Annotated in this window: 11 protein-coding genes; 7 read left to right on the top strand and 4 right to left on the bottom strand. The window is 66.3% G+C overall.

What is annotated here, in order from left to right:
* Positions 1-34: 34 nt before the first annotated feature.
* Positions 35-451 carry a nuclear transport factor 2 family protein gene (locus HAP48_RS19460; RefSeq protein ID WP_166211210.1) on the bottom strand — a complete coding sequence of 139 codons (417 nt, stop codon included), beginning with the start codon at positions 449-451 and terminating at the stop codon, positions 35-37.
* Positions 452-613: 162 nt separating this feature from the next.
* Between HAP48_RS19460 and HAP48_RS19455 the strand changes: the two genes are divergently transcribed.
* From HAP48_RS19455 to HAP48_RS19435, 5 genes are all read left to right on the top strand, one after another.
* Complete coding sequence (locus HAP48_RS19455; protein ID WP_166211214.1) at positions 614-1,201, top strand: PadR family transcriptional regulator; 588 nt, start codon at positions 614-616, stop codon at positions 1,199-1,201.
* A gap of 369 nt (positions 1,202-1,570) precedes the next feature.
* Positions 1,571-5,146, top strand: a complete 3,576-nt coding sequence (locus tag HAP48_RS19450) for a tetratricopeptide repeat protein (protein ID WP_166211217.1) — start codon at positions 1,571-1,573, stop codon at positions 5,144-5,146.
* A gap of 217 nt (positions 5,147-5,363) precedes the next feature.
* Positions 5,364-6,200 (top strand): COG3904 family protein, encoded by an 837-nt coding sequence (locus tag HAP48_RS19445; protein WP_166211220.1) that lies wholly within the window; start codon positions 5,364-5,366, stop codon positions 6,198-6,200.
* A gap of 266 nt (positions 6,201-6,466) precedes the next feature.
* Positions 6,467-7,399, top strand: a complete 933-nt coding sequence (locus tag HAP48_RS19440) for a sulfite exporter TauE/SafE family protein (RefSeq protein WP_166211223.1) — start codon at positions 6,467-6,469, stop codon at positions 7,397-7,399.
* A gap of 41 nt (positions 7,400-7,440) precedes the next feature.
* Positions 7,441-8,178, top strand: a complete 738-nt coding sequence (locus HAP48_RS19435; protein ID WP_420869903.1) for a TIGR02186 family protein — start codon at positions 7,441-7,443, stop codon at positions 8,176-8,178.
* A gap of 12 nt (positions 8,179-8,190) precedes the next feature.
* Here the strand turns inward: HAP48_RS19435 and HAP48_RS19430 are convergent, their stop codons facing one another.
* Positions 8,191-9,501 (bottom strand): aspartate aminotransferase family protein, encoded by a 1,311-nt coding sequence (locus tag HAP48_RS19430; RefSeq protein WP_166211229.1) that lies wholly within the window; start codon positions 9,499-9,501, stop codon positions 8,191-8,193.
* Positions 9,502-9,644: 143 nt separating this feature from the next.
* On the opposite strand from HAP48_RS19430, the gene HAP48_RS19425 reads away from it, so the two are divergent.
* Entirely contained in the window at positions 9,645-10,127 is a 483-nt protein-coding gene (locus HAP48_RS19425; protein WP_166211232.1) for an Lrp/AsnC family transcriptional regulator, read from the top strand.
* 9 nt (positions 10,128-10,136) lie between these two features.
* Here HAP48_RS19425 and HAP48_RS19420 read toward each other — a convergent pair whose 3' ends face one another.
* Positions 10,137-11,468, bottom strand: coding sequence for an NRAMP family divalent metal transporter (locus HAP48_RS19420; protein ID WP_166211235.1), 1,332 nt, complete (start codon positions 11,466-11,468; stop codon positions 10,137-10,139).
* An 87-nt stretch (positions 11,469-11,555) separates the two neighbouring features.
* Complete coding sequence (locus tag HAP48_RS19415; protein ID WP_166211238.1) at positions 11,556-12,479, bottom strand: DMT family transporter; 924 nt, start codon at positions 12,477-12,479, stop codon at positions 11,556-11,558.
* 97 nt (positions 12,480-12,576) lie between these two features.
* Here HAP48_RS19415 and HAP48_RS19410 point away from each other — a divergent pair, with 97 nt between their 5' ends.
* Positions 12,577-13,440, top strand: a complete 864-nt coding sequence (locus HAP48_RS19410) for a LysR family transcriptional regulator (protein WP_166211241.1) — start codon at positions 12,577-12,579, stop codon at positions 13,438-13,440.
* Positions 13,441-13,540: the final 100 nt, after the last annotated feature.

Here is a 13,540-nt window from a genome sequence, read left to right as displayed (position 1 = left end):
GACCTTATCCGGTTCCGGAGGTCCGCGGCAGGTCCTATCGAGACTGTGATTGCGACGTTGCGCCGCTTTGCTGCATCAACTGCTCGCCCATCAGCCGATGCAGCAGGTTGATCGCCTTGAGCGGACGCACCATCACCTTGAAATGCGTGATCCGGCCGTCAGCATCGAAGGTGATGATGTCGACGCCGTTGAGCTTGATGCCGTCGATCTCGTTCTCGAACTCGAGCACCGCGCCAGTGTCGTTGCGCCACTCGCCGAGATATCTGAAGGTCGGGCCGCCGAGCACCTTGGCGGCGCTGGTGAGATATTTGAAGGTGATGTCACGGCCGCGCTGCGGCGTGTGCACGACCGGGCTTTCGAACACCGCGTCGGGATGCAGCAGATCCCACAGAGCGGCGGTGTCGTGGGACTTCATGTAGGCGTACCACTTGTCGAGGCCCGGCTTGCTCATTCGGACGTCTCCTGCGGCGGGTTTGAAAGAAGCCTGAACACCGGCGCGCGCGACAAGGCGGCACGCCGATCACTATATGCATATTGACGCATATGCACAGTAACGCATAAAGTCAAGCGAACTTCAGAACGGTCTTTTCGGGAACTCAGATGGAGGTGGGCGTTGGCACTCGGTGACGCAATCCTCGCATGCCTCACGGAACGTCCGATGACGGGCTATGAGCTCGCCAAGACGTTCGATGCCTCGATCGGCTTTTTCTGGAAGGCCGACCATCAGCAGATCTACCGGGAGCTCTCGCGGCTGCGCGACAAGGGCCACGTCCAGGGCCGCGAGGTGGTGCAATCGGGCAAGCCCAACAAGCTGGTCTACACCCTGACGGTCGAGGGCCGCGCGGCGCTGAAGCATTGGGCGGCGCGGCCGAGCGTTCCGCCGTCGATCAAGGACGACCTGCTGGTCCGGCTCTATGCGCTCGACTGCGTCGACATCGAGCCGCTGCGCACCGATCTGATGGCGCGGCTTGAGCATCACCGCGACCGCTATGAGCGCTACGAGCGGCTGCTCAACAAGCGCTTTCCCGACGGCACCGCGCCGCCGGCCGATGTCGGCAAGATGCTGGGCTTGCGCATCGGGATGCGCCACGAGCGCGTCGTGATCGAGTGGTGCGAGGAGGCGCTCGACGCGCTGTCGGCGATCTCCGGTCGCGGCAATGTGCTGCCGCTCGACGACGGCAAGCGCGAGAGCAACGGCTAGAAACAAGTCTCCAACCTCCCCTTGAAAAGGGGAGGTCGCTTTGCTCGAAGAGCAAAGCGGGTGGGATCATCTCTCTCCACACGCAGCAGTGTGTGTGGCTGCCCCCCATCCCGACCTTCCCCCTTTCAGGGGGAAGAGAGAAGTTGGAGCGGCACCGCAGATCCCTGTCCTGATCCGGCGCAACAGGTTCCCGGATTCCCTAACTTTAAGGCCCGCCGGCCGCATTCCTTAACCCGTTATTTACCGTGACGGGAAAAAGTCAGCAGCTGAAGCAGACGACCAGCGCAGAATTCGATTGTCTCTTAACGGGAATGCGCGGGGAGGCTGCGGGCGCCGGGTGTAGCGCCGGAGTCGGGACCGGACGGAATCATGAATTCGCGCGTATCGTGGAGTGTTGACGGCATCGATCCCTCCGTCCGCGAAAGGGCCGAGGCGGCGGCGCGCCGCGCCGGCATGTCGCTGAACGACTGGCTCAATTCCACCGTCGGCGAACCGAGCCCGCCGGATTGGCGCATGGAGCAACGGCAGCAGCCGATGCCGAGCCGGGAAAGCCGCGAGGTCGCCGATATCCATCAGCGGCTCGACGCCATCACCCACCAGATCGAACAGATCGCAAAACCATTGTCGCGCGGCGAAGCCGTGCGCGCCGAAATACCGCGCGGCCAGCCCGCCGTCGCGCGGCAGCTGAACGACGCGATCTCGCGCCTCGATGCGCGGCTGTCGCAGATCTCGCGGCCGCAGCCGGCGCGCGAGCCGCAGCCCCAGCCGGTGCGTGAACCGCAGATGCAGCGCGAGCCGCAGATGCCGGACCGCCAGTTGCAGGAGCGGCAATTGCAGGAGCGGCTGCGCCAGACCGAGGCGGTCGAGCGCGCCGCAGCCCAGGTCTACCGCCCCTCGCCGCCGCTGAGCCCGGCGTCGTTCGATTCCGCGATCGCGGAAATCGCCGCACGCCAGAACGAGCTCGACGGATCAGCATCACGGCAGATGCCGCCGCGTAGCGCGCCGCCGATGCCGCCATCGGCCCCGCCGATGGCCGCCTACGCGCCGCCGCCGGCCGCGCCCGCCGGCCCCGACTTCTCCTCGCTCGAGCGCCATCTGCTCAAGATCACGAGCCAGATCGAGGCGCTGCAGCGGCCCGACCATATCGAGCAGTCGATCGCGGCCTTCCGCGGCGAGCTGGCGGAGATCCGCCAGGCCATCACCGAGGCGATGCCGCGCCGGGCGATCGAATCGATCGAGAACGAGGTCCGCTCGCTGCATCACCGGATCGACGAGATCCGCCAGGACAGCAGCAACGGCCACAGCCAGGCGATTGCCGGCATCGAACGCGCGCTGTCGGAGATCCGCGAGGCGCTGCGCACGCTGACCCCGGCCGAGCAGCTCACGGGTTATGACGAGGCGATCCGCAATCTCGGCGCCAAGCTCGACATGATCCTGCGCGCCAACGACGATCCGTCGACGGTGCATCAGCTCGAGAGCGCGATCGCGGCGCTGCGCGCCATCGTCTCCAATGTCGCCTCCAACGACGCGCTGCTGCAGCTCTCCTCCGACGTGCATGCGCTGTCGGCGAAGGTCGACCAGCTGTCGCAGATGTCGCGCAGCGACTCCCACGGCGATGCTTTTGCCGGGATCGAGCAGCGCATTGCCGCGCTGGCCTCGACGCTGGAAAGCCGCGAGCGGCCGGCCGGCTATGACAATGGCGATGCCATCGAAGGTGCGGTGCGCGCTTTGTCGGAGCGGATCGACCGCCTGCAGGTCGGCAATGACAGCTCGTCGGCATTCACCCATCTCGAGCAGCGCGTCTCGTATCTGCTCGAGCGGCTCGAATCCGCCGACCAGCGCTCCGGCAATCTCGGCCGGGTCGAGGAAGGGCTGCATGACATCATGCGGCACCTCGAGGCGCAGCACGCCCACATCGCCTCGCTCGCCGATGCCACCCGCAACTTCAATGGCGCCTCGCCGCAGCCGATGATGGATAGCGGCATCGTCGACCTGGTGAAGCGCGAGCTGTCCGACATCCGCTTCAGCCAGTCAGAGACCGATCGCCGCACCCAGGATTCGCTGGAGACCGTTCACAACACGCTGGGCCATGTCGTCGATCGCCTGGCGATGATCGAGAACGATCTGCGCACGGTCCGCACAGCGCCGCCCGCCCCCGCGCCGGCCGAACCGCGGATGGAAGCGCCGCGGATGGAGATGCCGCGCGCGGCGATGCCGCAGCCCAAGCCTGAAACATACAGGCCCGAGACCTACAAGCCTGAAACGTATCAGCCTGAAGCTTACAGGCCCGAATTGCCGAATCCGGCGCAGGCGCAGGAGCACTTCATGTCCGCGCCGCGCGAATTCCATGCCGCGCAGCCGGTCGAGCCCGCGCCGCCGCCGCTGCCGCCGCGCGCGATCAGCGAGATCCTCGAACCGCACGCGGCGTCCGCACGCGCTGCGATCGCACCGGAACTGCCGCCGGATCATCCGCTCGAGCCCGGCACGCGCCCCTCGGGCCGCATGTCGTCGCCGTCGGAGCGGATCGCCGATTCCGAGCGCGCGATCTCTGATCTTCCGGCCGGCAAGAAGGAGCCGGTCTCGACATCGAGCTTCATCGCCGCCGCGCGCCGCGCCGCGCAGGCCGCCGCCGTGCAACCCGTCAACGAGAAGGCGGCGCGCGCCGCGAGCAAGGCTGCAGCCAAGAAGGAGAAGGCCGACAAGGCCGCGAAGGCCGCTGCCGGAAAGGCCGGTGCACCTGCGACCGGCGCGCCGGAGGCCCAGCCGTCGACCATTACCTCGAAGATCCGCTCGCTGCTGGTCGGCGCGAGCGTGGTCGTGATCCTGCTCTCCACCGCCAAGATGGCGATGAACCTGCTCGACACCAGCTCCGCGCCGCAGATGCCGGCGATCGAGCACAGCGAGCCGGCCGCGCCCCCGGTGCCGCTGCAGCCGCCGGCCGAGAATTCCACGGTGCCTGCACCGGCCGCGCCGTCCGGCCTGCCCGGGCCGTCGATGACCTCGCCGACCCCGCTCGGCCGCCAGTCCAACAACACGCCGGCGCCGAACACGCTCGATAGCGCGCAGGTGACAATCCCGCAGGCCGCCGCGCCCGCCGCTGCTCCAGTGCCGTCAGCGGCTCCCACCCCAGCGACGCCGGCCGCCGCCAACGACATCACCGGCACAATTCCGACTGCGCCGCCGCTTGGCGGCAAGCTCGGCACGATCCAGATTCCCGCAGGCGAGAAGCTGCCCGACGCGATCGGCGGGCCGGCGCTGCGCACGGCCGCGATCAAGGGCGATGCGGCCGCGGCCTACGAGGTCGGCATCCGCTTCGCCGAGGGCAAGGGCGTGACCGCCAATCTCGACGAGGCCGCCAAATGGTACGGCCGCGCGGCCCAGGCCGGCGTGGTGCCCGCAATGTTCCGGCTCGGCACCTTCTACGAGAAGGGCCTCAGCGTGAAGCGCGACTTCGATATGGCGCGGCGCTACTACGTGCAGGCCGCCGAGCGCGGCAGCGCCAAGGCGATGCATAACCTCGCCGTGCTCGACGCCGATGGCGGCGGCAAGGGCGCCGACTACAAGAGCGCGGCGCAGTGGTTCCGCAAGGCGGGAGATCGCGGTGTCGCCGACAGCCAGGTCAATCTCGGCATCCTCTATGCCCGCGGCATCGGCGTCGAACAGAACCTCGCCGAGTCCTTCAAGTGGTTCAGCCTCGCGGCCGCGCAGGGCGACGCCGACGCCGGCCACAAGCGCGACGACATCGCCAAGCGGCTCGACCCGCAGTCGCTCGCCGCAGCGAAGCTCGCGATCCAGACCTTCACCCCGGAGCCGCAACCGAGCGATGCCGTGAACGTGCCGGCACCTGCCGGCGGCTGGGACAGCGCGCCCGCGCAGCCCGCAGCGGCAAAGCCCGCCAAGCAACTGTCGAAGCGGACCGCGGCGCTGGCCGCTCCAGCTCGCTAGAGCATTTCGGTTCTGATTGAATCAGAACCGAAGCTCTAGATTCTTGTTTTGACGCGTTTTCTTCACGCGAACCGGTGCCCACTTCGCTCGAAAACGCTATGAATTGAAAACGGCTGCGGCGCCTTGACGGCGCCGCTCTGCTATACCTCCGCGCTTCCGCCGTGTAGAGAGGTGCGCAGTCCCGCGCCATTAGCGCACGCGTTCCGGAGGAGCCGGTTTGTCTGTCGATGACCGTCAGGATGATGCAGCGGGAGCCCACCGTTCGTCGCCGACCGGTCCCCGCGTCGCGCCGCCGCGCGAGAGGTCGTCGCCGTTTGCCGCACGTCCCAACGCTCCGCCGCCGCAAGGCAACGCGCCGTCACCGCCCCGCGCCTTCCGGTTCTCGCTCTGGTCCATCATCATCTTTGTCCTGCTGCTGTCGAGCGTCGCCATCCAGGCCTACCGCGACTTGTCGACGCCCGGCGCCTGGGACTTCTGGCGCGAGACCTACATCGCGGCGAGCATGACGTCGGCGGTGATTCCCGATGTCGACATCGACGGATCGGGCCGCGGCCGGCGGGCGCTTGCGATCAGCGGCAAGATCGGTTCGGCCAGCGCGAGCTGGCTCCGCGACCGGCTCAGCGAGGCGCGTCTCAAACCTGGCGATGCCGTGCTGCTGTCGTCGCAGGGCGGCGCGCTGAACCAGGCCGCCATCATGGGCGAGGCTATCCGCACCCGCGGGCTCGTCACCGCCGTCGCCACATCAGACGCATCGGGCAAGCTCCGCCCCGCCGCCTGCGCCAGCGCCTGTGTGCTGGTCTTTGCCGGCGGCCAGACCCGTTATGGCATCGCGGGCTCGCGGCTCGGCGTGCATCGCTTCACGACGAGCGCACCGGTCAGCGATCCCCTCGCCGAGGCGCAACGCATCCAGGGCATGGTGCTGGGCTACATGACCAAGATGGGCATCTCCTCAGGGATCGTCGAGGCGATGTCGCAGACCTCGGATATCCGCTGGCTGAGCCCGAAGGAAGCGCTCGCGCTGAACCTGATCACCAGGCCGGTCGATCGGCCCTGAGGCAACACGGACGTCATTAATCTGAATTATCAACCACGTCCGCAGCTGAGCTGCAACGTGCGGCGAAAAATGCTCTCCGGGGCGGAATCTTTAGTCCCTCCCCCCGCCGATTTCGGTTATGCAAGAATGCGGCAATCGACCCGCGTTCGCCTGCTTCTTGCGCGCTGACCGGATTCGTTCAGCCGGAGAATGCCCGACCCGAACGACATCACGCCGTGATGCGGCCTTGCGCCCAACTGGCGGCGAACCGACAAGAAGCGACGCGCGTGCAGCTGTACCTCCCGATCGCCGACATTCCGGTCAATGTCTTCCTCATCCTGGCGATGGGCGCGGCGGTTGGATTCGTCTCCGGCATGTTCGGGATCGGCGGCGGCTTCCTGATGACGCCGCTTCTGATCTTCGTCGGCATCGCGCCCGCGGTCGCGGTGGCCTCGGTTGCAAGCCATATCGCGGCCTCCTCCTTCTCCGGCGCGATCTCCTATTGGCGCAGACGCGCGATCGACCCGCTGCTGGCCGCGGTCCTGCTGGTCGGAGGCACGATCGGCACCGCGCTTGGGGTGTGGACCTTCACCTTCCTGCGCTCGCTCGGCCAGCTCGACCTGATGATCGCACTGTCCTACGTCATCCTGCTGACGACGGTCGGCGGGCTGATGTTCTGGGAAGGCCTGCGCGCGATGCTGCGCGCTCGCCGCGGCGGTCCGGTCACGCTGCGCAAGCCCGGCAGCCATGGCTGGATCCACGGCCTGCCGCTGAAGCTGCGCTTCAAGCGCTCCAAGATCTACCTTTCCGTCATCCCGGTGGTCGTGGTCGGGCTCGTGATCGGCTTCATCGGCGCGGTGATGGGCATCGGCGGCGGCTTCATCCTGGTGCCGCTGATGATCTATCTGCTGCGGGTGCCGACCTCGACCGTGATCGGCACCTCGATGGTGCTCACCCTCGTCACCATGGTGTTCGCGACCCTGCTGCACGCGGCGACCAACCATCTGGTCGACGCCGTGCTGGCGCTGATCCTGATGATCGGCGGCGTCACCGGCGCGCAGTTCGGCGCCCGCGCCGGCCAGAAGATCCGCGGCGAGCATCTGCGCCTGCTGCTCGGCCTGCTGGTGCTCGCGGTCGGCATCCGCTTTGCAGTCGAGCTGGTGATCCGGCCGCAGGATCTCTTCACCATCCGCGAAAGCAGTGGCGGAGGCCCGCCATGAGATCGCGCGCGCTGTTCGCCATCGCCGGTGTCGTGACCGCAATGCTGGCGGCCGCGCCTGCGCATGCCGAGCGGCTGATCGTGTCGGTCTCCAACCACCGCGTCACGGTGACGCCGAATTATTCCGGCGGCGAGCTGGTGCTGTTCGGCTCGGTCGAAAAGGACGACAAGACGCCGCCCAATCGCGGCAATTACGATCTCGTCGTCACGGTCTCCGGCCCGCGCGCCGACATGGTCACGCGGCGCAAGGAGCGCAAATTCGGGATCTGGATCAACACCGATTCGCGGCAGTTCCTGCAGGTGCCGGGCTATCTCGCGCTGTTCTCCAACCGTCCGTTCGACCAGATCGCCTCGCCGGAGGTGCAGCGGCGTCAACAGCTCGGGCTCAACAACGTGCTCTTGATGCAGCGGGTCGGGCCCGACTATGCCGACGTGGTGCCCAACGATGCCTTCCGCAGCGCCTTCGTTCGCCTGCGCTCCGAGCACGGGCTCTACCGCGAGGCGACATCGGCGGTGACGTTCCTGACCCCGACCCTGTTCCGCACCGGCATCCCGCTGCCGGCGGAGGTGCCGATCGGCACCTACAATGTCGAGATCAAGCTGTTTGCCGACGGCGCGCTGGTGACCAAGACCGAGACCGCGTTCGAGATCGTCAAGGTCGGCTTCGAGCAGTTCGTCGCCACCACCGCGCGGCAGAACGGCCTGGTCTACGGCCTCGTCACCGCGTTCATGGCGCTGATGACCGGCTGGATGGCCTCGATCGTGTTCCGCAAAGACTGATCTGCCAGTCTTTCAAGCATCCTTGCGCTGCAACGCGCTTTCGAACGCATCGCTCAGGATCGAAAGACCAAGATCGATCTCGTCGTCGCTGATCGTGAGCGGCGGAGCGATGCGGAACACGCTCCCCATGCCGGGCAACTGCACGATGTTGGTGCTCAGTCCGAGCTCCATGCAGCGCTGCGAAACAAGCGTTCCGAGCGCTTCGTCGGGCTCCTTGCTGTGGCGGTCGCGCACGATCTCGATGCCCTGCATCAGCCCTCTGCCGCGTACGTCACCGATGCATTCGAACCGGTTCTGCAGGGCGAGCAGCCCTTCCCTCAACCGCGCACCCGCTATCCTGGCGCGCTCGACCAGTCTGTCGCGCAGGATGATCTCGATGACCTTCAGCCCGACCGCAGCCGGCATCGGGTCCGACACATGCGTCGTGTAGAACAGGAAGCCGCGCTCGTGACATCGCTCCTCGATTTCGGCTGACGTGATGACCGCGGCCAAAGGCAGGCCGGCGCCGAGCGTCTTCGACAAAGTGAGGATATCAGGCACGGCGCGGTCGCGCTCGAAGGCGAACATCGCGCCGGTTCGGCCGAGACCGGTCTGTGCCTCGTCGACGATCAGCAGCATGCCCCGCTCGCGGCACAACTTCTTCAATTCCGCGAGGTAACCCTCCGGCAAATCGATCAGCCCGCCGGAACTCAGGATCGGCTCGGCGATCATGCACGCCAGCGATCCGGTCGACTGGCGGTCGACGAGATCGAAGGCGTAGGCGAGCTCGGCCCGCCAATCGTCCGCATTGCCGAAGCGGGGACGATAGGGATTCGGCGTCGGGATCGCGAGCGAGCCGACGGGCGCTGGACCATAGCCCTTGCGGCCAGCCGAATAGGTCGTCGCGGCCGCACCCGACGTCATTCCGTGCCAGGACTGCGCGAACGCAACGGTCTCGAAGCCGCCGGTGAACAGCTTGGCCATCTTGATGGCCGCCTCGTTCGACTCAGCCCCCGTGCTCAGCAGCATGACGCGATCGAGCCCCGGCGGCAGCAGCTCCGCGAGCTGTTCGGCCAGCGAGACGACCGGGCGCGTGAGCATGCCGCTGAACAGATGATCGAGCCGTTCGGCATGCTCGCTGATCGTCCGCACGATCTCGGGGTGACCATGACCAAGCACGGCGCTCATCTGGCCGGACGTGAAGTCGAGGATGGCGCGGCCGTCGGCGTCATAGACGAAGGATCCGGAGGCGCGCTCGATGATCACAGGAGCGAACGTTCCGCCATAACGGATGAGGTGACGCCGCGCGCGATCCCAGAAGGATTTGTCGTCATTTCCGGCCATGCGCGTTCCCTTTGGTGAATCGCCGCGATTTCAGGTTCTCGCAGGGCATCCTATGCGGACACTGTCGCAATGGCATTGCGTTTTGGGATGCATTTGGCCGCCAATTGCAATTAATTGCGTCAGATGAGGTAAATGCGAAAGAAATGGGAACCACGATCGTGCTGGACGAGATCGACCGGAAAATCCTCGACGTGCTGCAGGTCGAAGGGCGCATCACCAATCTCGAACTGGCCGAGCAGATCGGCCTCTCGTCCGCCCCCTGCATGCGACGCGTCCGGACACTCGAAGAGGCCGGCGTCATCCGCTCCTATGTGGCACTGGTGGACCCAGCCAAGATCGGGCTCGGGTTCGACGTGATCGTCGAGGTCCGCCTCAAGCAGCAGACCAGGGAATCCTTCGAGCGCTTCGAGAAGAAGGTGACCGGCCTTCCGGAGGTGGTCGAATGCTGCATGATTGCCGGCGATTGGGATTACTCGCTCCGTGTCGTGTCTTCCGACCTCGCGCGTTATCAATCGTTCATCCTCGACCGCCTCATGCAGCGCGACACCGATATCGCGAGCTACCGCACCACCATCATCCTGCGGAAGGTCAAATCGACGACCAAGATCGATCCCTCGCTGTTCTGACCGCGGGGATCATAGGAGCAGCCCGACGCCCATCGCGATCACGCTGAGCGCCATCGCAGCGGTCGAGAGCCAGCCGAGCCAGTAGAGCCACCCGCCGATCACGAAGCGTCCCATCACCGGCTTGTGGCGGGCCATGAACATCAGCAGCACCATCACGGGCACCGCGAGCACGCCGTTGACGACCGCGCTCCAGTACAGCGCCGAGATCGGATCGATCGGGGTGAAGTTGAGCGCGATGCCGATGCCGCCCGACAGCGCCAGCACCGAATAGAATGCGATTGCCTCCTTCGGCTTGCGTGCCAGCCCGACAGACCACCGCCGTCCTTCGCCGACCGCGTAGGCCGTTGCGCCGGCAAGCACCGGGATCGCCAGCAGGCCGGTGCCGACGATGCCGAGCGCGAAGATCACCTCGGCAAAGGGTCCTGCGATCGGGCGCAATGCCTCGGCGGCTTGCGCCGAGGTCTGGATATCGGTCTTGCCGGCGGCATGCAGCGATGCGGCGGCGGTGACGATGATCGACAGCGCGATCAGGTTGGAGAACGCCATGCCGGTGATGGTATCGGCGCGGATGCGCGAGAATTCGCGCTGCGCGCCATAGTGCCGCTCGATCAGCGGATGCTTGCTGGCATCGATCCGCTGCTCCTCGGCCTCCTGCGAGGCCTGCCAGAAGAACAGGTAGGGCGAGATCGTGGTGCCGAGGATCGCGACAATGGTGGTGAAATAGTCCGCGCTCCAGGTGATGCGCGGCAGCAGCACGCCGGCCAAGGCCTCTGTCCACGACACCTTGGCAAAGGCGAGCGCCGCGACATAGGCGAACAGCGAGAGCGTCAGCCATTTCAGCACGGCAACGTAGCGCCGGTAGTTCATGAAGATCTGGGCAGCCACCGACGCCACACCGAACAGCACGACGTAGAGGATGGCCGGACCGCCGATCAGGAGCTTTGTCGCATCCGCCATGGCCGAGAGGTCCGCGGCGATGTTGACGGTATTGGCGATCGACAGCAGCGTCACCACGACGACCAGGAGCCAACTCGGATAATGCCGGCAGACATTGCCCGATATGCCGTGCCCGGTGACGCGGCCGACCCGCGCGGAAATCTCCTGGATCGCGGTCATCAGCGGGAAAGTCAGCAGCATGGTCCAGCCGATGCCGTAGCCGAGTTGCGCGCCGGCCTGGCTGTAGGTGCCGATCCCCGACGGGTCGTCGTCGGAGGCCCCAGTGATCAAACCGGGGCCAAGCGCCTTCAGGACATTGCGGACGCTGAACGGCTGGCGCGGGGCCTGCTCTGTCGGCGCGCTGCCCGACTTGCCGTCATGTTTTTGCGAGGTCTTGTGTGTCATGCGGTTCCGGCCGTCGCGACAACGAACCGGATACCGCGGGGTTCCTCCGATGAAACCTGTGGCTCTATGGCCGTAGCGTGGTGATGCTCACGTCACGCTCCTCTTGGGCGCGGCGGCGGGGCGGGTCACTAGGTAGATGCCGAGCGCGACCGGAACGATGCCGAGCAGATCGCGAAATTCGATATGCTCGCCGAGCACGAGGTAGGCGAACAGCATGCCGAGCGGCGGCATCAGGAAGTGATAGGCGCTGGCGGCGGTCGCACCACACACCTTCAGAAGGTGAAACCAGAGCAGATAGGCGAGGATCGAGCCGCCGAGCACCAGGTAGGCGAAGGCGCCGGCGAGCCGCATGCTCGGCACGATGTCACTGATGTTGGAGAGCGTGAAGGCGAACGGCATCACCGCGAGCCCGCCGGCGATGTTCTGGATGCCGTTGCCGATCCACAGGCTGCCCTTCGGCGCCAGCAGCTTGAACAACATGGTACCGGCGACGATCGAGGCGAGCGAGGCCAAGGTGAACAGGATGCCGTGCGGACTGTCGGTGCCGACCTTCAAGCGATGCCAGACGATGAAGGCGACACCGACGATGCCGAGCACGAGGCCCACGACCTTGCGCAAGGTCATGCTCTCGCCGAGGAACATCGCCGCCAGCATGGCGGTGAATACCGGATTGGCCGAGACGATCAGCGCGCCGAGCCCGGCGGAGACCGTCTTCAGGCCGGTATAGCCGAGCCCGAGATAGAGCGCGTTGTTGGCGACGCCGATCACGGCAAACACCGCCGCGTCGCGCCAGGTGAGATCCCATCTGTCGCTGCGCAGCCAGGAGACGGCAAGGATCAGGACGCCGGCGAGCGAAAACCGCGCAGCGAGCAGGATCAGCGGCGGGCAGTCGGTGACGCCGATCTTGCCGGCCACGAAGGCGTAGCTCCAGAGCAGGCAAAACAGCGCGATCAGCAGCGGCAGGGTATTGAAGCGGGCGCGGGGGGCGGCCAACGAGGTTGCGGCGGACATGGGAATTTCTCCTTCGCCCATGATCTAGGCCCGCGCCTTGATATTTGGAAATTAAATGATAAACTGACATTCAGTGGATTTCTTAATGGAGGCTGCGATGCTCGACCTGGAGCTGCTGCGCAGTTTCGTCTCGGTGGTCGATGCCGGCGGCTTCACCCGCGCCGGCGAGCGCGTTCACCGCACGCAATCGACTGTCAGTCAGCAGATCAAGCGGCTGGAGGAGGACGTCGGCCAGCCCTTGCTGATTCGCAGCGGCAAGGATGTCACCCCGACGGAAGCCGGCGAGCGGCTGTTGACCTATGCGCGGCGGCTGCTGTCGCTCGCCGAAGAGGCGCGTGACGTGGTGTCGCGCCCCGGCAGCGAAGGCGCGATCCGGATCGGCATCACCGAGGATTTTGCCGCATATCGGCTGACAAAATTGCTCGCGACCTTCTCGCGCAGCCATCCGAATTTGCGGCTCGACGTGCGCTCCGGCCAGAGCCTGTTCCTGTATCGCGATCTGGAGCGCGGCGATCTCGATCTCGCGCTGATCAAGCGCGCCGCCGATGAGAAGGGCGGCATCGCGGTGTGGCCGGAACGCGTCCACTGGGTCACTAGCAAGAGCCATCCGCGCGACATCACGGCCGGCTCGGTGCCGCTGATCGGCTTCGCCTCCGGCTGTCTGTATCGCGCCCGCGCCATCCACGCGCTGGAGAGCGCCGGCCGCAACTGGCACATGGCGTACACCTCCTCCAGCCTCGCCGGCATCCAGGCCGCGGTCGCCGCCGGCCTCGGGCTCAGCATCCTGTCGGAGATGTCGATCCAGGCCGAGCATCGCGTGCTCACCGCGAAGGACGGCTTTGCCCCGATCGAGCGGACCGAGGTCGCGCTTGTCGCAGCCCCCGAGGCCAGCCCCGCGACATTGCGGCTGGCCGACAGGCTCGCGGAGTATTGCGAAAGCGTGCAGGCGAAGGCGGCGTAGGTCGCGGCAACGCTCCGCATCCCGTCATCCTGAGGTGCGAGCCTCTTCGGCGAGCCTCGAAGGATGAACGGCCCGGGCGGTGGCCGTACATCCTTCGAGG

It is taken from the genome of Bradyrhizobium septentrionale (assembly GCF_011516645.4).
GTDB lineage: Bacteria > Pseudomonadota > Alphaproteobacteria > Rhizobiales > Xanthobacteraceae > Bradyrhizobium > Bradyrhizobium septentrionale.
Note: the sequence above shows the minus strand (reverse complement) of the source record. Positions and strands in the feature narration are given on the sequence as shown.